Origin of the sequence: Desulfitobacterium chlororespirans DSM 11544, from assembly GCF_900143285.1 — a bacterium.
Classification (GTDB): domain Bacteria; phylum Bacillota; class Desulfitobacteriia; order Desulfitobacteriales; family Desulfitobacteriaceae; genus Desulfitobacterium; species Desulfitobacterium chlororespirans.
In genome coordinates this window covers 133,926-155,149 of sequence record NZ_FRDN01000006.1, presented here as the reverse complement: position 1 = coordinate 155,149, position 21,224 = coordinate 133,926, and the positions used below count along the sequence as shown (strand labels likewise).

Annotated in this window: 22 protein-coding genes; 20 read left to right on the top strand and 2 right to left on the bottom strand. The window is 49.3% G+C overall.

Annotated features, from left to right (window positions below; translation table 11 throughout):
* Positions 1 to 2 precede the first annotated feature (2 nt).
* Both BUA14_RS08935 and BUA14_RS08930 read right to left on the bottom strand, forming a co-directional pair.
* On the bottom strand, positions 3 to 428 hold the full coding sequence (locus BUA14_RS08935) for a phage tail terminator family protein (RefSeq protein WP_072772295.1): 426 nt from the start codon (positions 426 to 428) through the stop codon (positions 3 to 5).
* Positions 429 to 442: 14 nt separating this feature from the next.
* Positions 443 to 661, bottom strand: a complete 219-nt coding sequence (locus BUA14_RS08930; RefSeq protein WP_242954612.1) for a hypothetical protein — start codon at positions 659 to 661, stop codon at positions 443 to 445.
* A 350-nt stretch (positions 662 to 1,011) separates the two neighbouring features.
* Here BUA14_RS08930 and BUA14_RS08925 point away from each other — a divergent pair, with 350 nt between their 5' ends.
* The 20 genes from BUA14_RS08925 to nrfD all read left to right on the top strand — a co-directional run bounded on the left by BUA14_RS08925 (position 1,012) and on the right by nrfD (position 21,201).
* Positions 1,012 to 1,797, top strand: a complete 786-nt coding sequence (locus BUA14_RS08925; RefSeq protein WP_072772293.1) for a helix-turn-helix domain-containing protein — start codon at positions 1,012 to 1,014, stop codon at positions 1,795 to 1,797.
* A 10-nt stretch (positions 1,798 to 1,807) separates the two neighbouring features.
* Complete coding sequence (locus BUA14_RS08920) at positions 1,808 to 2,278, top strand: ImmA/IrrE family metallo-endopeptidase (protein WP_072772292.1); 471 nt, start codon at positions 1,808 to 1,810, stop codon at positions 2,276 to 2,278.
* Positions 2,279 to 2,487: 209 nt separating this feature from the next.
* The gene (locus BUA14_RS08915; RefSeq protein ID WP_072772291.1) at positions 2,488 to 2,718 is read left to right on the top strand and encodes an AtpZ/AtpI family protein; all 231 of its coding nucleotides are present in this window, start codon (positions 2,488 to 2,490) and stop codon (positions 2,716 to 2,718) included.
* Positions 2,693 to 3,061 carry a hypothetical protein gene (locus BUA14_RS08910; RefSeq protein ID WP_178371657.1) on the top strand — a complete coding sequence of 123 codons (369 nt, stop codon included), beginning with the start codon at positions 2,693 to 2,695 and terminating at the stop codon, positions 3,059 to 3,061. Before BUA14_RS08915 ends, BUA14_RS08910 begins: the two co-directional genes overlap by 26 nt.
* A gap of 11 nt (positions 3,062 to 3,072) precedes the next feature.
* Positions 3,073 to 3,810 carry a F0F1 ATP synthase subunit A gene (gene atpB / locus BUA14_RS08905; protein ID WP_072772289.1) on the top strand — a complete coding sequence of 246 codons (738 nt, stop codon included), beginning with the start codon at positions 3,073 to 3,075 and terminating at the stop codon, positions 3,808 to 3,810.
* Between the two features lie 98 nt (positions 3,811 to 3,908).
* Positions 3,909 to 4,139 (top strand): F0F1 ATP synthase subunit C, encoded by a 231-nt coding sequence (atpE, locus tag BUA14_RS08900; protein ID WP_005815466.1) that lies wholly within the window; start codon positions 3,909 to 3,911, stop codon positions 4,137 to 4,139.
* A gap of 112 nt (positions 4,140 to 4,251) precedes the next feature.
* Positions 4,252 to 4,746, top strand: a complete 495-nt coding sequence (atpF, locus tag BUA14_RS08895) for a F0F1 ATP synthase subunit B (protein WP_072772288.1) — start codon at positions 4,252 to 4,254, stop codon at positions 4,744 to 4,746.
* A complete protein-coding gene (locus BUA14_RS08890) occupies positions 4,740 to 5,276 on the top strand; it encodes a F0F1 ATP synthase subunit delta (RefSeq protein WP_072772287.1) in 537 nt (178 codons plus the stop codon). The genes atpF and BUA14_RS08890 overlap by 7 nt, the downstream gene beginning before the upstream one ends.
* Positions 5,277 to 5,319: 43 nt before the next feature.
* On the top strand, positions 5,320 to 6,828 hold the full coding sequence (gene atpA / locus BUA14_RS08885; RefSeq protein ID WP_072772286.1) for a F0F1 ATP synthase subunit alpha: 1,509 nt from the start codon (positions 5,320 to 5,322) through the stop codon (positions 6,826 to 6,828).
* A 56-nt stretch (positions 6,829 to 6,884) separates the two neighbouring features.
* On the top strand, positions 6,885 to 7,730 hold the full coding sequence (gene atpG / locus BUA14_RS08880; protein WP_015945468.1) for an ATP synthase F1 subunit gamma: 846 nt from the start codon (positions 6,885 to 6,887) through the stop codon (positions 7,728 to 7,730).
* 36 nt (positions 7,731 to 7,766) lie between these two features.
* The gene (gene atpD, locus BUA14_RS08875; protein ID WP_072772285.1) at positions 7,767 to 9,164 is read left to right on the top strand and encodes a F0F1 ATP synthase subunit beta; all 1,398 of its coding nucleotides are present in this window, start codon (positions 7,767 to 7,769) and stop codon (positions 9,162 to 9,164) included.
* 2 nt (positions 9,165 to 9,166) lie between these two features.
* Positions 9,167 to 9,565, top strand: a complete 399-nt coding sequence (locus tag BUA14_RS08870; RefSeq protein WP_072772284.1) for a F0F1 ATP synthase subunit epsilon — start codon at positions 9,167 to 9,169, stop codon at positions 9,563 to 9,565.
* Between the two features lie 223 nt (positions 9,566 to 9,788).
* Positions 9,789 to 10,439, top strand: a complete 651-nt coding sequence (locus BUA14_RS08865; RefSeq protein ID WP_072772283.1) for a hypothetical protein — start codon at positions 9,789 to 9,791, stop codon at positions 10,437 to 10,439.
* A 148-nt stretch (positions 10,440 to 10,587) separates the two neighbouring features.
* On the top strand, positions 10,588 to 11,838 hold the full coding sequence (gene murA / locus BUA14_RS08860) for a UDP-N-acetylglucosamine 1-carboxyvinyltransferase (protein WP_072772282.1): 1,251 nt from the start codon (positions 10,588 to 10,590) through the stop codon (positions 11,836 to 11,838).
* A gap of 67 nt (positions 11,839 to 11,905) precedes the next feature.
* Complete coding sequence (gene spoIID, locus BUA14_RS08855) at positions 11,906 to 12,847, top strand: stage II sporulation protein D (RefSeq protein WP_072772281.1); 942 nt, start codon at positions 11,906 to 11,908, stop codon at positions 12,845 to 12,847.
* Positions 12,848 to 13,038: 191 nt separating this feature from the next.
* Positions 13,039 to 15,228 carry a DNA topoisomerase III gene (locus BUA14_RS08850; RefSeq protein WP_072772280.1) on the top strand — a complete coding sequence of 730 codons (2,190 nt, stop codon included), beginning with the start codon at positions 13,039 to 13,041 and terminating at the stop codon, positions 15,226 to 15,228.
* Positions 15,229 to 15,510: 282 nt separating this feature from the next.
* The gene (locus tag BUA14_RS08840; RefSeq protein WP_072772278.1) at positions 15,511 to 18,606 is read left to right on the top strand and encodes a tetrathionate reductase subunit A; all 3,096 of its coding nucleotides are present in this window, start codon (positions 15,511 to 15,513) and stop codon (positions 18,604 to 18,606) included.
* Positions 18,607 to 18,711: 105 nt separating this feature from the next.
* Positions 18,712 to 19,428, top strand: coding sequence for a TorD/DmsD family molecular chaperone (locus tag BUA14_RS08835; RefSeq protein ID WP_072772277.1), 717 nt, complete (start codon positions 18,712 to 18,714; stop codon positions 19,426 to 19,428).
* Entirely contained in the window at positions 19,425 to 20,030 is a 606-nt protein-coding gene (gene dsrO / locus BUA14_RS08830) for a sulfate reduction electron transfer complex DsrMKJOP subunit DsrO (protein WP_072772276.1), read from the top strand. Before BUA14_RS08835 ends, dsrO begins: the two co-directional genes overlap by 4 nt.
* Position 20,031: 1 nt before the next feature.
* Positions 20,032 to 21,201 (top strand): NrfD/PsrC family molybdoenzyme membrane anchor subunit, encoded by a 1,170-nt coding sequence (gene nrfD / locus BUA14_RS08825; RefSeq protein ID WP_072772275.1) that lies wholly within the window; start codon positions 20,032 to 20,034, stop codon positions 21,199 to 21,201.
* Positions 21,202 to 21,224 lie beyond the last annotated feature (23 nt).

The window sequence follows — 21,224 nt, the reverse complement described above, 5'->3', positions numbered from 1 at the left end:
GTTTATTCCTCCTTTATGGCCGTATAGACCTCTTTCATTAATGGTGTGATATCCTGCCCATCTGAACAATCCTCAAAGTATTCAAACTGCAGATCCACATAGGCTTGATCAGCGTTGCGGCCTCCTGGGCTGGCGGCGACAGAGATTTTTCTGTCTTGGACGGATAGATACCCGGCGCGGAAAAGATCAAGCACACTTTGCTGGGTCAATAAGAGATTGGCTGTATTGTCAGGCTCATCACCCGTGATATCAAAGCAGGTAATAGTAAAATAGACTGCCTCATGGACGGTCCTGCAATTCACCGGGGAACGGTCCGCTGTCACAAGTTCAATCATGAAGCTGGGGCGCGCCAAGGGCTCAGGATGGAGATCCATGTAGATCGTATGGTCAGGGTAGCTCTCAGCCAAAAGCTGCTGGATCCCAGCCATAATGTGAATATTGTTTAAAATGTTGATCCCCCCTCAATGCGCTTTCCTATATTCTCCGCAAATTTTTGAGCTAAACGGAGCGCTTTGGCTTCGATAATAATTGGGGAGGTGTGTTCGCCTGCTTCTTCCGTCAGTTTCTCCAGATCTTCAAGAAGTTTATGGTGAGCTTGAGGCAATTCCCTGTGTAACTGATATAGGTCATTTGTGAAAGCGGCAAATTCTTTCTCATTCACGCTCACACCTTGTCTCGCCTCCTTTTTTTGATCTCTGAAATAATATTTAGCCGTCTTTCTCTACCTTGGGCCCTTTGGCCGGCCTTATGCCGACTTCGCCGGAGCTATTCGTCTGTACTCAACGGTCCATATGAAGTTGCCAAAGAACAAGGGATTTTAAAAAGAGCTTAGGCATTGACATGCGTCTGAAAATATTCTAATATTAGAGCGTGAAACAAACGCAAAAGTTGGTTGAGCGACCGGACTTTTCAATAACCCAAGCTGTTGGGACCATAATATCTGAAAATAAAACGTAAGTCAATAGTAAATCTGAATATTTTACGTAAATATTTTTCTGGAGGTGCTCTTTTTTGTTAGAAAAGATTCAGAGTTTATGTAAGACTCACAAGATAACCTTAACTCAGCTGGAAAGAGAGCTTGGCTTTGGGCGGGGCGCCCTATACAAATGGACCAAAAGCTTTCCTACGGCAGACAACCTTCAGAAAGTGGCCGATTTCTTTAAGGTATCTACGGATTATTTGTTGGGAATCTCTCCCTTCACCAATGCCAAAGAAGCGGGATGCTCGATTCGTGTTGCCGGAATGAAAGCAGCCCTTGATAGTCCTCAAAATAAGAAGCTTATCTGGGATGCAGCCAGGATTAATATTGATTCAGGTTTTTGGTTCAAAGACAGCACAAGAAAATACATAGAAAGTCTGCTCAAAAAAGAAGCGTTTACCGATGTTGAATATTACGACCTAAGCCTTTTTGTTGTTTGGGAGCTGATCTTACCCCCTGATTTCAGGGAGAATGCTCCGGTTGTTTTTGTCCTCTGGGGGCAAAGTATTACTTTCTATCTTGATTACTGGTCTATCCCCAAACTCACCATTGAGGATAAAGAAAGTAAGATCTTCTACAAAGAAGGTCCCGACGATGTTAATGGAGAAGTTTCTACTGAGTACATTCTGTCCGGATTCACTGACGATGGTGAGCAGTACTCAGCCGCGGAAAGTGTAAAAGAGCAAGACGCTTTGACCGGTAGTTACGAACCTGAAACCATAGCCGCTCATCACGACGGGGAGGAGTGGACCGACGAGGAATTAGCGGAAATCGAGAGGTTCAAGGAATTTGTGCGCTCTAAAAAGCGGGATAAATAGAGGTGAAGATATGACTTTGTACGAAACCCTTTGCGCTGAGCTGGCTCAACAGGAAGTTGGAGTTTATGAAGTCTCTCTGCTGCCCAAAATCAAAGGCTTATATTGCGATAAAATAATCTGGCTTAACCGCAATATCGAGACAGAACGGGAAAAAGCCTGTACCCTTGCTGAAGAGCAGGCCCATTACCTTACTTCGGTGGGAGATATTCTGGACCAGCATAAAGTGAGGAATCGGAAGCAGGAGCGATTGGCCAGACGCATGGCCTATGAAAAATTAATCCCCCTCCAGAGCTTTGTGGGGGCTTCCAGAGAGGGGATCAGGAGCAGATATGAATTTGCTGAATATATGGACGTGACGGAAGGCTTCCTGGAAGATGCTTTAGCTTATTACAAGGAAAAGTACGGTCCGCACGTTGAGTGGGCGAACTACCTGATCTGCTTTGAGCCGCTGGAGGTTGTGACGCTATTTGATGAAAGATAGTCATTCATCATTATTTTTTTCAATCGGTTTCCTGTGATTTATTAATTGCTTATTTCGAACTCGCTTATTGCGATAAGCATAAAAAATTGTTATGATAGGGAAGAGGAAAAAATAAATATTTAGAAAACGGCGTTATTATTTATATCAGGCATAAATTTTTACTATTTCCAATTCTTCGAAACACTCATTGGAGTCAGAAGGGAAGTAAAATGGGCGACAATCGCATGACCGTACTTAAGGCGATGGCTTTCGGGACAAGTATTGCGACCACTCTGGCCGGACTGGTCGGGGGAGGATTTCTGCTGGGGCGTTTTCTTGATCAGCGATTCGGCACTCAGCCTTGGCTTTCACTTCTCTTGATGATTTTAGGTTTAGGATTGGGAGGATGTTATTTGGTTGTTACACTGAGAAAGTTTGGCGTTACGGATGACAAAAAATAATTTAATCCTCCTGCTGGTAGGAACCTCTTTCATTCTTATGGGAGTGGCAGTGACAGGCAATTCCAATCTCTTAGGTGCGCTCCTGGGCTATGTACTAGGTTTTTTGCTTACTTTTTGGTTACATAGGGATACTCTGCGCAGCGTGGATGACGAAGTGGTTATCGCGATTAAACGCATGCGTCGGAGTTTTTTTGCGCGTTTGGGCATGGTAACTTTGGCGGTTGTTGCAGTGGGTCGGTTCCAAGCGGCCTGGCTGTTTCCTTTGGCTCTGGGTATAGCCCTGGGTCTTGCAATCTCTCTCATGGCAAGCATAAAGAACATTTTAAGCAGTGGAAAGGGGTGAATTGATAGACAATGCATGAAACGATATTGTGGGAAATCGGGGGCATGACACTCCATGGCAAAACCCTGATCATGACTTGGATAGTTATGGCAATTATCATAGTTTTTGTACTTTCAGGGGCTCGGCATCTGACCAGTGGTAAACCGGGAAAAATGCAAAATGTCCTGGAGTGGATGGTTGATTTTGTTCGCAAGCTCATCTCAGACAATATGGACTATGAAAAAGGTAAGCCTCTTCTTGGCTACTTAGTTACTTTGATTTTATTCGTCTTTGCCTCCAATATGTTTGGCTTGATTCCGAACTTTACTTTTGGCCTTTTGCATAATGTGGAGTTCGCCAAGTTGAACGAAATCTTCCATGGGGCTGCGCTGATGTCGCCAACCGCCGACATCAATACCACGATGGCTTTAGCGCTCATGACCATGGGTTTGGTCATCTCTATGGGAATAAAACATAAAGGATCTCATTATTTTCATCATTTTTTAGAGCCTTATAAGATATTTGCGGTGATTCACGTCATCGACTTATTGTCCAAGCCAATGACCTTAGCCTTTCGTCTTTTTGGAAATATCTATGCCGGTGAGGTCCTCATCTCTGTGATCCTGATGCTTCCCGGTATTTGGGTATTGGGAGGAATCCTGCCTGATGCCATTTGGCTGGCCTTCAGCGTCTTTATCGGGGCGATCCAAGCCTTCGTCTTTACGGTCTTGACCACAGCCTATGTGGCTCAAGCAGTGGCTGAGGATTAAGAATTTGTATCCATTCTTCGTTTATTTTCAGTGCTGAAACAGGCACTGAGGAATAATACTTAAAATTTTATTGGGGAAATAAGAAAGGAGGAAACTCTGTGGACGTATCTGCTGCTGCTGCACTGGGTGCAGGGATTGCTGCTGGATTAGCAGCCCTCGGAGCTTCACTTGGTAATGGTAGTGTTATCACGAAAACTGTGGAAGGTATTGCCCGTCAGCCTGAAGCTAAAGGGGCTCTGCAATCCACCATGTTTATCGGTGTCGGTCTGATCGAGGCTTTGCCTCTTCTGACCTGGGTACTTGCCTTACTTCTCATGTTCACAAAGTAGTCTGCAATACATGGGCGAGATCTTAAGTCCCAGCCCGTCAAGAACAAGGGGGAACAGTAAGTTCCCCCTTGAAAAAATCATCGCTGGACAAGACTTGAGAGGGGGGTAAATATTGAATCCCATACATTTTGATTTAACATTGGTCGTCCAGGTCTTATCTTTTTTGCTCTTGGTTTATATTCTCAGACGATTCGCTTGGAATCCCCTCATCACGATGATGGAGGAGCGCCGCAATCAAATTGAGGCTAACATCGCCAATGCAGAAAAAGAGCGCCTGCAGGCTGAACAAATAAAGCGCGAATATCAGGAAGAAATGCGCAAAGCCCGTCAAGAAGCTCAGGAAGTCATTGCCAAAGCAACCAAACTGAGCGAGCAGCGAGCTGCCGAGATTCTCGCGGCTGCCCATGGCGAAGCCGAAAAGATTAAACAGTCGGCTTTGGCTGATATTGAACGGGAACGGGATCGGGCCATTGCTCAGGTCCAGGCACAAGTCGCCGATTTATCTGTGGCTGTCGCTGAAAAAATTATTCGTAAGAACCTGGATGTCAGAGGCCAGGAAGATATGATTGAGCAATTTATTCAAGAAGTAGGGGAATTGCCATGTTAAAGGGAGCGATAGCTCAGCGGTATGCCCAAGCCTTGTTTGAACTTGCCGTCCAGGAAAACCTGGACGCTATCGAGGCTGAACTTCAGGAGCTGACACAGTGTATTGAACAGAATGCTGAGGTAGCCCACGTCCTTTATCATCCGCATATTTCTCTTTCCGAGAAGAAAGATCTGATGAATAAGATTTTCGCCGGCCAATTAAGTGTTACGGTGCGAAATTTCCTCAACCTGCTGATCGATCGCAGACGGCAAAACTATCTTTTGGAGATTGCCCGGGTCTTTGCACACCTTGCCGACGAAGCCCGCAATATTGTGGAAGCCAAAGTCTACAGTGCAATTCCCCTGAGTGAGACTCAAGAGCAGCGTTTGCATCAGGAATTGGTCCGCATGACCGGAAAGAATGTACGGATGGTTAAGGAAGTGCGCCCGGAGCTGATCGGCGGTGTCATGATTCAGATCGGGGACCGTGTGATGGATGGAACCGTGGCCTTTAAATTACAGAGGATTCGCCAAAGCCTCAGCCACGCATAAAAGGGTCGAGAGAACCTCAAAAAATAGGGGTGAATAGACGAAGATGAATTTACGTCCAGAAGAAATCAGTTCAATTATCAAACAGCAAATTGAACGTTATGATAGTGCAGTGGAGGTAGTGGATGTAGGTACCGTAATCCAAGTTGGGGACGGAATTGCCCGGGTTCATGGTCTGGAAAAGGCTATGTCCGGCGAGCTTCTGGAATTCCCCGGCGGCATTTACGGGATGGCCATGAACCTTGAGGAAGATAACATTGGCTGCATTATCCTCGGTAAATTTACTGAGATCAGAGAAGGGGACCAAGTGAAGCGGACAGGCCGTATTGTGGAAGTTCCGGTAGGGGAAGCCATGATTGGCCGCGTCGTCAATGCCCTCGGTCAGCCCATTGACGGAAAAGGCGAAATCAAAACCGACAAATTCCGTCCCATTGAAAGCACTGCCCCGGGAGTCGTTTATCGGAAATCCGTTCATGAACCACTCCAAACGGGACTCAAATCCATTGATGCCATCGTTCCTATCGGCCGCGGCCAGCGGGAGCTGATCATCGGTGACCGGCAAACCGGTAAAACAGCGGTAGCCGTGGATACCATCATTAATCAAAAAGGCAAGGATGTTATCTGTATCTATGTCGCTGTAGGACAAAAAGCCTCCACAGTGGCCGGGGTGGTAAAAACCCTGGCAGATCATGGCGCCATGGATTACAGCATCGTGGTTTCGGCCACGGCCTCCGAGCCTGCTCCCATGCTTTATATCGCACCCTATTCCGGATGCGCCATGGGTGAAGAATTCATGTACAACGGCAAGCACGTTCTGATCATCTATGATGACTTAACCAAACAAGCGGCCGCTTATCGTGAACTGTCCCTGCTTTTGAAACGTCCTCCCGGCCGTGAAGCTTATCCCGGAGACGTCTTCTATCTCCATTCCCGTCTATTGGAACGGGCAGCCAAACTCTCTCCGGATTTGGGCAGCGGTTCCATGACCGCCCTTCCCATCATTGAAACCCAGGCGGGAGACGTTTCGGCTTACATTCCCACCAACGTTATTTCCATCACCGACGGCCAGATCTTCTTAGAGACTGACCTTTTCAACGCCGGTTTCCGCCCGGCCATTAACGTGGGGATCTCCGTATCCCGGGTTGGCGGCTCCGCTCAGATTAAGGCGATGAAACAGGTGGCCGGACAATTGCGCTTGGATTTGGCTCAGTATCGTGAGCTGGCGGCTTTTGCCCAGTTTGGCTCCGATTTGGATAAGATCACCCAAATGCGCCTCACTCGCGGAGAGCGCATGATGGAAATTCTTAAGCAAAAACAATATGAACCCATGGTCGTCGAAGAGCAGGTCGTTGTACTTTATGCAGCGGTCAAAGGCTTCCTGGACGATATCCCGGTGGATAAAATTAAGAGCTTTGAAGAAGAATATCTGCGCACCATGCGCACCACTAAAGCTGATCTCCTCGCGAAAATCCGCACGGAAAAAGCCCTTAACGATGAGCTGAATGCTGAGATTGAAAAGGCTATCACTGAGGTTAAGGAAGGTTTCTTAGGGTAATTTTGCCCATAAAGTTTTTCATGCGGAATAACGAATAAAGGGGGTAGGTGAACCAGGTGGCAAGTGCACGTGATATACGACGCAGGATTCGTGGCGTACGGAATATGCAGCAGATTACCAAAGCCATGAAAATGGTGGCTGCATCCAAATTACGTAAAGCTCAGGAAAAGGTCATCGCTGCCCGCCCTTATGCCCGCCAATTACAGGAAGTTCTGGCACGTCTTGCTCAGGATCAAGCGGATGTAACCCATCCTCTCCTTATGGAGCGTCCTGTGCAGCGGGTAGGCTATATCATCATTACATCGGATCGAGGCCTCTGCGGAGGGTATAATACGAACCTGATTCGGATGACCAATAGTAGTATTGCAGAAGAAACTCACGACGTAAGACTCGTTGCCGTTGGACGCAAAGGGCGAGATTTCTACCGTCGTGGCAAAATTGAGACCATTGCCGAATTCGTAGGGCTAGGCGATAACCCATCCTATGGACAGGCTAAGGAAATTGCTCAAGAAGTGATCGGTCTTTATGAAAGTGGAGAATTGGATGAAGTCTATCTCCTCTATAATGAATTCGTCAGTGCAATTTCCCAACGTCCCACCCGGATCAAGCTTCTTCCCATTGAAAAGCCTAAGCAGGTTTCCAACACGGAGTATATTTTTGAACCTTCCGCCGAGGAGATTCTAACCACTCTCCTTCCTAAATATGTGGAGACTCAGGTATTCCGCACCTTGCTCGAAGGCAAAGCCAGTGAGATGGGAGCAAAGATGACCGCGATGGGGGCTGCAACGGACAACGCTAAAGAGGCTATCGAGCGGCTGACCCTGCAGTTGAATCGTGCTCGCCAAGCGGCGATTACCACGGAAATTTCCGAAATTGTCGGGGGCGCCAGCGCTCTCGAATAGTCCAAGGCCAAAACGCAAAAAGGAGGTTTCTCGCCTGTGAATATCGGCAAAATTGTGCAAATCATGGGAGCGGTAGTTGACGTTGAGTTTGCTTCCGAGGCACTGCCAGAGATTTATAGTGCTGTTAAAGTCACGGTTCCCGAGAAGAAGATCGATCTCACTCTTGAGGTCGCTCAGCACTTGGGCAACAATACAGTACGCTGTGTGGCCATGTCTTCTACCGACGGCCTGCAGCGGGGCATGGCAGCTCTCAATACCGGAGCTCCCATTACCGTCCCTGTAGGACCGGCGACTTTAGGGCGTATTTTTAATGTACTGGGAAAGGCCATTGATAATGGGGAAGAAGTCCACACGGACACCTCTTATCCCATCCATAGACCTGCTCCAGCCTTTGTGGATCAAGATCCATCAACGGTCATGCTGGAAACAGGGATTAAAGTTATCGACTTATTAGCCCCTTACTCCAAAGGGGGTAAGATCGGACTCTTCGGTGGTGCGGGTGTAGGTAAAACCGTATTGATCCAGGAGCTGATCAATAACATCGCCATGGAGCACGGCGGTCTCTCTGTTTTCGCCGGCGTCGGCGAGCGGACCCGTGAAGGAAACGACCTTTGGAACGAGATGAGAGAGTCCGGGGTTATCGACAAAATGGCCATGGTTTTTGGTCAGATGAATGAACCCCCCGGTGCCCGTTTGCGGGTAGGACTGACCGGATTGACCATGGCGGAATACTTCCGTGATGTGCAAAATCAAGACGTGCTGCTCTTTATCGATAATATCTTCCGCTTTACCCAAGCGGGTTCTGAGGTTTCCGCCCTCTTGGGACGGATGCCGTCTGCGGTGGGTTACCAACCTACCCTGGCCACCGAAATGGGTGCCCTTCAGGAGCGGATTACGTCCACCCGGAACGGCTCCATCACCTCCGTACAGGCCATTTACGTGCCTGCAGATGACTTGACTGACCCTGCTCCGGCTACGGCCTTTGCTCACTTGGATGCGACCACGGTTCTTAACCGTGCCATCTCTGAGAAAGGGATTTATCCTGCGGTTGACCCCTTGGATTCCAACTCGCGAATTCTTTCCCCGCAGATTATTGGTGAAGAGCATTATAAAGTGGCCCGCGATGTCCAGCAGATTCTGCAAAAGTATAAAGAACTTCAGGATATTATCGCCATTCTCGGTATGGATGAGCTTTCGGAAGATGAGAAACTCGTCGTCTCCCGTGCCCGCCGGATTGAGCGCTTCCTGTCTCAGCCCTTCCATGTGGCTGAAGTCTTCACAGGATCACCTGGTAAATATGTTCCGATTAAGGAAACCATCCGCGGCTTTAAAGAAATCGTGGAAGGTAAGCACGATAATCTGCCGGAAGCAGCCTTTCATATGGTGGGAACGATTGAAGAAGCTATCGAAAAAGCCAAAGCATTGGGGGCATAATTATGGCAGGGACGTTTACACTCCGTGTCGTTTCCCCGGAAGGCAATGTGCTTAAAGAAGAAGCGGAATTTGTGGTACTGCCCGGGGGAAACGGTGAAATCGGGATTTTGCCTAATCACGCACCTTTGATTTCCTCCATCGAAATCGGTGTTATTCGCTACACGGTTAATGGCAAAGTAGAAAAAATAGCCACCTCCGGCGGATTCGTGGAAGTATCGGATAATAAGGTAACCATTTTAGCTGATACAGCGGAACCCGGTGAGAGGGTTGATCTGGATCGTGCCCTGGCAGCTAAAGAAAGGGCTGAAAAACGTCTGACTCAGAGAGAAGGAATTGATGTCCGACGTGCTGAGCTGGCCCTCATGCGTGCTGTAGCACGGATCAATGCAGCCCAGGATTAGTAGCTTTATTATCTAAATTTATGTCACCATTCGATTGGAAAAGAGGTTGTCTCTAAACCGGAGTAAAAGCGATTTTACTCTTCCGAGGCAACCTCTTTTTGGTTTATGTGGATGAAGAATATTTTAATTCCTTGCAAAAAAACCGTTATCTTTTCGAGGCTTTGGCAAAACTAGAATTAAAGAGAGCAGAAAGCTGAACGAGAAGATAAGGTGTGAGGATATAGTGAAGAGAAAAGCTTCCTTGATGTATTTTCTAAATACCCCCTTAAGCGCTCAATTGCTTATCGTATTATTAGGAGTTGTCGTATTTACCCATGCTTTCCTAGGGAATCAATCATCTTTGGCCACGGCAGATTCACAGGATAAGCATCCCTTGCTGCTGAGTACAGGGCTGCTGGAAGCCCAGGAAGCAGAATTGCGCATCATCCTTTGGTTTGAAAAAGGTAAACCTCAGGAGAACTTTCTTAACCAGCTGCCTCAGGAAGATTGGGTCTGGCAGGAGTCTCATCCTGCCAATTCAATGAGTAGAGGTTATTCCCTGGCCGGATATACCAGAATTAGTCAGGAGTCGGAGCAAGCCATTTTTTCATGGTATCAAGGATTGGTACAGGATGTCGGCCAAGCAGGCGGTATCGCTTATCTTGACGAAAGAGTCCCGGAAGGGATGGATATAGCTCAATATGCTTTGCAACAGAATATTCTTCCCCGGCAATTTTCCTTGTCTGAGAGTGTCTCTTCAGTGGCAGGCTGGCAAGAATCCTTTTTGCCGAAAGTTGTTGCGGGTAACGATAAAGTCAATATTCAAGTGATCAGCCAAGGGTATGGTCAAGGCAGGACCGCCTTAGCAATACCGGTTTTGCTGGAAGAATTTTAAATCATGGCTGAACCCGGTAATAAGCAGGAAATTCGGGTGCTTGAGGAGAATATAAGCAGGTCGGATAAGTTTTGGATAAGCTTTTAAACAAATCCAGAGGATTTGTTGGCCTATAGATAGTTTTACATAATTGGGGGTGCCTGGACACTTGAGCAAAATTATTGTTGCTGGCGGTAGTTCCTTAGAGGGGAAAATCACCGTAAGCGGAGCAAAAAACGCAGTATTGCCTTTAATTGCTGCCAGCTTGTTGTCTCCGGAGCCGATACGCATTGACGATGCTCCGCATTTACTGGATGTGGACGTCATGTGTCAGGTTATAGGAGCATTTGGTGCATCAGTGAGGCGAGAAGGATCGCAATTGTATATAAATACACCGGAAATCACCAGTCTGGAAGCGCCCCATGATTTAGTGTCCCAAATGAGAGCGTCCATCGTTACCATGGGACCGGTGCTGGCCAGAACGGGCAGGGTACGGATTTCCCACCCCGGGGGATGTGCCATCGGTTCACGGCCGATCAATTGGCATCTCAAAGGCTTGGAAGCTCTGGGGGCGGAAATTCGCATGGATCATGGCTACCTGGATGTGAGCGCTCCTAAATTAAAAGGAGCCCGCATTTATTTGGATTTCCCCAGCGTGGGTGCGACGGAAAACATTATGATGGCTGCAGTCGGTGCCGAAGGAACCACCTTTATTGAAAATGCTGCCCAAGAACCGGAGATCATCGATTTAGCAAATTTTCTGAACCAAATGGGCGGGAAAGTCCGGGGGGCCGGTACCAGCGTGATTCGTATCGAGGGTGTTCAGGAGTTACATGGTGCCAATCACACCGTCATCCCGGATCGCATCGAAGCCGGCAGCTATCTGCTGATGGCCGCCGCTGCCGGTGGCGATATCTTTGTTCAAAATGTGATCGCCGACCACTTGAAACCCCTCCTGGCCAAGATGGAAGAAGCAGGGGTGTATTTCCGTGAGGAAGATGATGGCATCCGTGTGGTCGGTGAAGGTGTTTATAATGCTGTTGATATTAAGACCCAGGTTCATCCGGGGTTCCCTACGGATCTTCAAGCGCCCTTCCTGGCCTTCTTAACCCGGGCTAATGGGACGGGGGTGGTCACGGAGACCGTGTTTGAAAACCGCTTCATGCATGTGGATGAACTTAAACGGATGGGTGCCGAAGTTAAAATTGAAGGGCGCAGTGCCATCATCCAGGGAAATTCCAATCTAACTGCAGCCCCCGTCACCGCTACCGACCTGCGTGCCGGCGCAGCCCTTATCCTTGCCGCCTTAACTGCAGATGGTGAAACGGAAATTCAAGGTGTTCACCATATCGACCGCGGCTATGAGTATGTCGTGGAGAAATTAACCGGGATTGGTGCCCAGATTCGTAGAGTAGAGTAAACATATTGTCCCTCCCCTTTGCATAGTGTTAAGCATGGGCTTGGCCTATGAGAGGAGGAGGGACTTTGTGCGCAAAGAATGGATCAGAATTTTGGTTCTCTTGGTGATAATTATTGTTTTATTTCCTTGGACAGTGCTGCGCTGGTACAATCAAAGCGAAGTCAGGACCGAGGAGATTGCCATACGGGTCTTGATGCCGGATGGGCAAGTACAATCTCTGGACTTGGAAGACTATCTGGTGGGTGTGGTAGCCGCAGAAATGCCTGCCGAATTCGAAGAGGAAGCTCTCAAAGCTCAGGCCATTGCCGCCCGGACCTATGCCGCCCAACGCATCAGCCAGCGCTCCGGCAACGAAGCCGGCTATGATGTGGACACCACCGTCAACAGCCAGGTTTGGATCTCCGAAGATAAGATGAAGGAGAAATGGAACCTGCTCTCCTATTGGCGCTATCACAGCAAGATAGAAAAGGCGGTAACCGCCACCAAGGACCAGGTGTTGGTTGCCAGCGGACAATATATCGATGCTTTTTTTCATAGCAGTACCGGGCGAAAACCCACGGAGCGGGCAGAGGATGTCTGGAGTTCTTCCCGTCCTTATCTGCAGAATGTGTCGGCAGGTGAAGAAAAGCCCACCCGTTATGTAAAAACCTATACCTTTACCCCCGGCGACCTCTATCAAAAAGTTGGTCACTCTGGTACGGCTAAAGCTTTTACAGAAGCCGACTTTGTGATCTTGAGCGAGACGGCGGCGGGACGGGCCAAAGTAGTTCGTGTTCTGGGGAAGAACTACACCGGAGCTCAGATTCGCACCGTTTTGGGGTTGGCCTCCACAGACATGGAGATCACCATAACTCCCCAGCAAATCAAAATCACTACCTACGGTAACGGTCACGCCGTCGGTATGTCTCAATACGGCGCCAATGACCTGGCCAAGGCCGGTAAAACCTGTGCAGAAATCCTCCAACACTACTATCCCGGTACCCAGCTTCTGAACCTCACCAAAGCCTAGATGCCTTGTGATTTGCTGGTAGTTTGGGCATTTAAAGGGATCTGTCTACCGTTTCGTTTAAGGCTGAATATCTCTGGATAAGGGATATTCAGCCTTGAGCTTTTTTCCGGTGAGACTGTGTTATACTAAGAAGGAGGACTGTTCTTAATCTAAGACTGGAATAAACAAAAATTAGCTATAGGAGAGAACCAATGGGAAAGAGTTTAGTTTTAACAGAAAAACCCTCCGTGGGTCGTGATATTGCCAAATTATTAGGCTGCAATCAAAAAGGCAACGGCTGCTTCATCGGCTCCCGCTATATCGTCACTTGGGCCTTGGGGCATCTGGTGACCCTTGCCGATCCGGAAGCTTATGGAGAGAAGTATAAGCAATGGCGTCTGGAAGACCTGCCCATGCTCCCTAAGGACATGGAATTGGTGGTCATCAAGGAGACGTCCAAGCAATACGCTGCCGTCAAGCAGCTCCTGCGCCAGCCTGATGTGGAGGAGCTGATTATTGCCACCGATGCCGGCCGGGAGGGGGAGCTGGTGGCACGCTGGATTATCGGGAAGGCCGGTTGGAAAAAGCCCATCAAACGGCTCTGGATTTCTTCCCAAACGGATAAGGCTATCCGGGAGGGCTTTAATAATCTCAAACCAGGCAAGGCTTACGAGTCTCTCTACGCCGCCGCCGAGTGCCGTGCTCAGGCGGACTGGTATGTGGGCTTGAATGTCACGCGGGCCCTGACCTGTAAATACAACGCCCAGCTCTCGGCAGGAAGAGTGCAGACTCCCACCCTGGCTCTGGTGGTGGAACGGGAAAAGGAGATTCAAAACTTTGTTCCTAAGGGTTATTGGACAATTAATGCCCGGGTGCAAGGGTTTGCGCTGAGCTGGCAGGATAAGGGCAATGGCCAAAGCAGGATTTTTGATCAGAAGAAAGCAGAACAGCTTGTGCAGAAGCTAAGGGGGCATAAGGGCCAGGTTGCCGAGATTAAGAAAGAAGCTAAAAAGGAGCAGCCCCCCCAGGCCTATGATTTGACCGAACTGCAAAGGGATGCCAACCGAAAATACGCATTTTCGGCCAAGCAAACCTCATCCATCATGCAGCAGCTTTATGAACAGCATAAGCTGGTCACTTATCCAAGGACGGATTCCCGTTATCTTTCCGAGGATATCGTCCCCACCCTTCCGGAACGGCTCAAAACTATTGCCGTAGGACCTTACAGTGAACTGGCCCGCCGGGTTCTGCGCACCAAAATCACCCCCACGAAACGATTGGTGGATAACTCGAAAGTCACGGACCATCACGCCATTATCCCCACGGAACAAACAGTGTTCCTCAATAAACTCAGTCCGGAAGAGGCCAAAATCTATGACCTGATTGTGCGCCGCTTTATCGCGGTCCTGTCCCCGGCCTTTGAATATGAGCAGACCACGGTTAAAGTGGAGATTCAGGGAGAACTGTTCACCGCCAAAGGCAAAATCGTCAAACAAAAAGGCTGGCGAAGTGTCTATGAAGGCAGGGATGCTGCTGACGAGGAGGCCGATCATGAGGAGCAGGAACAAAATTTGCCGGATCTCCAGCCCAAGCAGACCCTTGAAGTCCTTGACCTAAAACTTTTGCCGGGCAAAACCAAGCCCCCCAAGCGCTATACCGAAGCCACCCTGCTTTCCGCTATGGAACATCCCGGACAGCGGGTGGAGGATGAGGCCCTGCGGGAGACTCTGGAAAAAACCAGCGGTTTGGGTACGCCGGCTACCCGGGCCGATATCATTGAAAAGCTCTTTAGTTCTTTCTATATGGAGCGCAACGGCAAGGAAATCGTTCCTACTTCCAAAGGGATTCAACTGATTGGCTTGGTTCCCCCTGAGCTGAAATCCGCGGAGCTCACCGCCAAGTGGGAACAACAGCTCAGTGAAATCAGCAAAGGTCGGGAAGACCGGCAGCGCTTTATCCAGGGGATCAGAAGCTATGCCACCCAGCTTGTCTCGGAAGTGTCCGGGAGCGGCCAGACCTATCGCCATGACAATATGACACGGGCCAAATGTCCGGAGTGCGGTAAATTTCTCCTGCAGGTGAAGGGCAAACGCGGAGAAATGCTGGTTTGCCAGGATCGGGAGTGTGGTTATCGTCAGGGGCTTTCCGTGCAATCCAATGCCCGGTGTCCCCAATGCCATAAAAAAATGAAACTGCAGGGAGAGGGAGAGCATAAGATCTTCACATGTGCCTGTGGCTATCGAGAGAAACTGTCTGCTTTTAACAAGCGCAGAGAACAAGAAGGAAGCAAGGGATCCTACAATAAGAAGGAAGTCAATCACTATTTGCAAAAACAAGAAAAGGACACGCCCTTAAATACAGCTTTGGCCGATGCCCTTGCTAAATTAAATCTACCCAAGTAAAAACTGGAGGAGCCCTGACAAAATGTCAGGGCTCTTATTTTTTGCAAAAATGTCAGGGCTGAAAAGCCTGACATTTTGTCAAACCGATTCTGAAGACAAGGAAGCCGTAGTTTTGCCAAAATCCCAATCTCGTCTATGCAGCCGTTTCCATAGGAAGAACTTAGAGCGAATCAGCCTAAAATCGTTGGCATGGCTTTTGCAAGATAAAAGAATCAGAACCAAGCAAAGTATAACTCAAGCTTTAACAAGCTATACCTGAAGGAACAGAAAGGAGCTAAAAACATGAAAAGGCGCGATTTCATTAAATCCATGGCCGCCGTCGGAAGTGTTGCAGCCATTGGCTTAGGAATAGAAAAAATTCCCCGGGTCATCGCCGACGAAGCCATTACCAATCCTACTCCTTATGATGGGGATGCCCTGCCGGCAGAGATGAAAATCGATAAGACCACCGGGGAAATCATTCTCAATCAGGACGTTGCGTTAAAAAACAGTGTCTGCCTGGGCTGTTGGAGCAATTGCGGCAATCGGGTGAAGGTGGATAAAAAAAGCGGCAAGATCTTGCGCGTGGTCGGGAATCCCTACCACCCCAGCTGTGCCGAACCTCATCTCCCCTTTGACACTCCGCTGAAGGAATCCTATCTTTCCTTAGGTCAGTACAAGGAGAATGGCCATATCCAAAGGGCTACGGTCTGCCAAAGAGGGAACTCAGCTTTCCAAATGGTCTACGAGCCCAACCGTATCCTCACTCCCCTTAAACGAGCAGGTAAAAGGGGCGAAGGGAAATGGCAGCCCATCACCTGGGAGCAGGCTTTAGAAGAAACCATCGAAGGGGGCCAACTCTTCTCCGAGCTCGGTGAAAGTCAGAGCATCGAAGGTCTGCGGCAGGTTCGTGACTTAGACACCCCCATCTATCCTGAGCAGCCGGGCTGGGGCGTAAAGGCCAATCAATTTGTTTTCATCGGCGGCCGGGATGACGGACGAACACCTTTCGCGAAGCGTTTCGTCAATAACTCCTATGGTTCTCCCAATCATTTCGGCCATGGCGGTATCTGCGGAATCAGCCGTCGGGTTGCCTATCTGGCCTTCCTGGATACCTGGGATAAAAAACCCCATATGAAGGCCGATTACATGGGAGCAGAGTTTATTATGTTCTTTGGCAATGCACCGGGTCAGGCCGGGGCCCCCTTTCAGCCTATGGCCCGGAAGTCTGCCTTAGCCCAAGCCGAAAACGGCATGAAAGCGGTTATCGTGGATCCCGTGCTTCAAAACGGCATGTACAACCCGCCGAAGGCAGAGGAATCCTCCTGGGTACCTATTCGTCCGGGGGGAGATGGCGCCCTGGCCATGGCAATGGCTCGTTGGGCCATCGAGAATAAAAAATACAATGAAAACTATTTGATATCCCCCAGCAAGGAAGCGGCCCAGAAAAAGAAGTTCCCCTCCTGGACCAATGCCACCTACCTGGTCATTCAAGAGGAAGGACATGCCGACTACGGGAAGTTTCTCTTGGGGGAACAGATTGGCCTGGCCGAAAAGGCTGATGAGAGCAATCCCAATTATGTGGTTATCGATCAAAAGTCCGGCGAGCCCACTCTCTGTAAAGCTACGGAGAATGGAACCCTCTTCTACACCGGTAAAATCGCCCTTGGCGATGCCATGGTTACCGTGAAGAGTTCCCTGCAGATTCTCAGGGATGAAGCCGCTTCCTATACCTATGAGGAATATGCCAAGGAGTCAGGTTTAAGTCAGGAACGGATCATCAGTTTAGCCAAGGAATATTTCAACCATGGCACCAAAGCAGCCACGGATCATCACGGCGGGGTATCCATGCACTCCAACGGTTTTTATGGCTCCCTGGCTGTAGCTACCCTTAATGCTTTAAATGGCAATATCAATAAAAAAGGCGGCTCAACCAAGAGCGGCGGCGGCTATATCGCCGATGATGCGGGCAAACGCTATGATTTTGCTAAGGTTCCCGGAGGAGTCAAGCCCAAAGGGGTCAAAATCAGCCGGGAAGGAAAAGCCTACGAAGAGACTCCGGAATACAAAGCCAGAAAAACCAAAGGAGAAAATCCCTATCCCGCCACTCTGCCTTGGAGTCCCTTAGCCGATAGTTTAGAGGGGCATGTGATTCCTTCCATGATGGCCGGCTATCCCTACAGCGCCAAAATTCTCATGATGTGGATGGCCAATCCTCTCTACGCCACTCCGGGACTGTTCCAGAAGGATGTGGAGGATTTTCTTAAAGATCCGGAAAAGCTTCCCTTGATTATTTCCATTGATATTATGATGGGGGACTCCACCCAATATGCAGATTATATTATTCCCGATACTACCTTCTATGAAAGCTGGGGAGTACCGGTAATTTGGAATTTGGTTTTAAGCAAGGCCCATGGAGCCCGCCATCCCATCATTGATCCTCTGGTCCCCAAGACCAAAGAGGGACACCCCTATTCCATGGAAGCCTACCTGATTGAGATTGCCAAACGCCTGAATCTTCCCGGCTATGGGGAGGAGGGCATTCTGGACGCGGAAGGAAAGCCCACCCCTTTGAACTCGGCAGCGGATTACTTCTTAAAGGCCATGGCCAATATCGCTTTTGATGAAACGCCCATTGCCGATATTTCAGCGGAGGAATTAGCCCTCACCGGCTTGGCGGGGGATCTGAAGAATGTAAGATCCAGCCTTTCCGCGGAAGAATGGCCAAAAGTCTATTATCTGCTGGCACGGGGGGGACGTTTCGAGGATTATGTGAAGAATTATGACGGGGATAACCTGACCAACAAATTCGGTAAAGTGGTCAACATCTACAATCAGAAACTGGGCACCAGCATCAACTGTATGACAGGCCAATACAATCCCGGGACAGCCTGCTGGATTCCCCCCACGTTTGCCGATGGGAGAACCGTGGATGAAGTCTATCCTATCCAGGAATGGCCCTTTATCGCCGTATCCTATAAGCCCCGTTATCGCACCGGTGCCTGCCTGAACAACGTCCCCCTGCTCAAAGGTATGCAGGATACCAATCACATCGAGATGAACCTAGACGATGCTTCAGCCCTGGGCATTGAGACAGGGGATAGGGTCAAGCTGATTACTCCCACCGGGGAAGTAGAGGGTATTGCTAAGGTACGCCGGGGCGTGGGCAAAGGCTCCATCGGCATCGAATACGGCTATGGACATTGGGGTCAATCCGGGGACCGGGGCTTTGAGATTGATGGCAAAAAGCGTGCCGGGGACGCCGGGGATGGCAAGGGAGTTCTTCTCAACCGCCTCGCCTTGCGGGATATCAGCTTAAAAACCCCTCATCCATTGGTAGATCTGGTGGGCGGATCAACAGATCGCAATACGGTGAAAGCTAAAATCCTTAAGCTCTAAAAAACTCATGATCTGCTTGAGCTGGATAAAACGTTTCATCCTCTGCCGATCCTGGGGCTCGGCATGGGGGGTGACTATGACAACACCAAAGAGGGAGGAGCAAACATGCTGAAAATTGAAGGAGGTGCCCGGGAGCGGGCTTTAGGCTATGAACTGCTGGCCAGTATTTTCCTTAATGAACCCACCTGGGAGCAGTTTAGAGTTTTAAAGAAATGGGCTGCCGATCTGGAGGAGTCCTGGCTGGAGGAGCTGCTGAGAGAGATCGAGGAAGGGGATCCTGAGCTGGAGGAATTGCGGCAGACCTATTATGATCTTTTCTTTGTTCCTGTCTCGGGACGCTTTGTGCCCCCTTTTGAAGCGGCTATTCGCGGGGCCCGGCGGCAGAAAGGCGGGAAGACCAAGTTCGGAGGATTTTGGGGGGATTCAACCCTGCAGATTAGGCAAATTTATCAGCAAATCGGCTTTGAACCGGAAAAAATGACGATCTTTCAACCCCTTAAAGAAATGAATATTCCCGACCAGATTGGCTTTGAGCTTGCCGCCCTGGCCTATCTTTGTCAAACTGAAGAGAGTTGGGAAAAAGCCAAGAAAGACCTGGGAGCCCTTTATCATTTGCAAAAGGTCTTGCTGGAAGAACATTTGAATCAGTGGCTGCCTCAGCTCAGGGAAGAGCTGGCCGGAGCCGATCCCACAGGTTTCTACACTTATTTCGCAGGGCTGGCCGCAGAATTCTGCCAGGAAGAGGCTAAGCTCTTAACCGGATCTCCAATACCGGAAAGCACCAGCAATGAGAACATCGAAGGAGAGGAGTGGCAATCGTGACTGAACAATCGATTCGTTACGGCATGGTCATTGACTTGCGAAAATGTGTGGGCTGCAACGCCTGCACTGTTTCCTGCAAAATCGAGAATAACGTGCCGGATGGAAAATACCGTACTTGGGTCAAGGAAATAGAAAAGGGCACCTATCCACAAGTGTCCCGTCATCGTTTGCCCCGCTTATGCAACCATTGTGATAATGCCCCCTGTAAGTCGGCCTGCCCTGTCCAGGCCACTTACCGGACCGAAGACGGCACTATTCTGATCGATTATGACCGCTGTATTGGCTGCAAATATTGTATGGCAGCCTGTCCTTATGATGCCCGCTTTGTTAACCCGGTGCGCAGAACGGCGGAGAAATGCACCTTCTGCTATCATAGAATACAAATGGGGCTGCTGCCGGCCTGTGTCACGACCTGTGTAGGAGGAGCCCGAATCTTTGGGGATTTGCATGATCCCAACAGTCTTGTTTCCCGACTGATAGCCAATAACCCTGTACAGGTTCTCAAGCCGGAGATGAATACCCAACCGATGATCTATTACATTGGTGCCGACCAGGCTTTGCTGGGAGCGGACTATACAGATTTAGAGAAGGGGGGGAAATAAAATGGAAATAACCTATTTAGCCAATGTAGAACATCCGGTTCAGCTGGGTTATTTAATTTCCATCTATTTCTTCTACACAGGACTTAGTGCAGGTTCCTTTGTCCTTTCCAGCCTGGGGACAGTTTTTGGCATCCAAAAATATAAGCCCATCGCTAAGGCCGGAGTGGTCATGGCCATTGCCCTGCTGGCTGTTGCCCCCTTGCATCTTATCGCTGATTTGGAGCAGCCCGCCCGTTTTTATACCCTATTCTTCCGCTTGAATCCGACTTCCGCCATTTCCTATGGCACCTTCCTGCTCACTCTCTATCCCCTGACCTGTATTTTTTATCTCTGGTTTATGATGCGTAAGGACTTTGCCCTGGGTGCCCAAAAACTAACGGGCTTTCGCCAAGGCCTTTATTCCTTGCTAACCTTTGGCAAAAAAGATCTCTCCCCAGATGCCCTGGCCAATGACCAAAAATGGATTAAGCGTTTGGGAACTTTAGGAGTCCCCCTGGCCCTCTCGGTCCATGGCTACACAGGGTTTATCCTTGCCAATATGCAGGCCAGGGCCCTCTGGCATACAGGACTCATGCCCCTTATCTTTCTCATGTCCGCTATGGTTTCGGGTACGGGCCTGCTGATCCTCACCCTGATCCTCACCCAGCGCTTTTTCTCCCCGGAGAAGGCACTTACCCACCAGCGCAGAGAGGTTCTTCAGGATATTGCCCGCCTGATGATGTGGTTTATCGTGGTGGATGGAGTTCTCATGGTGATTAATTTTATTGTCCTTTACTTCGGCAATGCCGCAGGCTATGCTGCCGCAGAAATGCTGCTTTGGGGCAGCCACAGCGCCATGTTCCTCGGCGTCGAGATCGGTTTGGGCCTGGTGGTACCCTTCATTATTACCTTTTGGTCCAAGACCCGGAAGTCTTTGGGGCTCCTATCCCTGGCCTCCATATTGACACTTCTGGGGGTTATTGCTATGCGGATCAATTTTGTGGTGGGGGGCCAGCAGATTCCTTTAAGCGGGAATGCTCTTAACCCTTATCATGTTGAACCCAGACATCTGGTGTTTTTAGGCTGCTTTGCAGTCCTCGAAATGGCAATTCTCTATCTGGCCTTTAAGTTTTTGCCGGTTTACGGCATAGAGCCCGCAACAGAAAGAACCCCCTCAGTCCGCTCAAACTGAAGATAGACCAAGGGACTGTAATT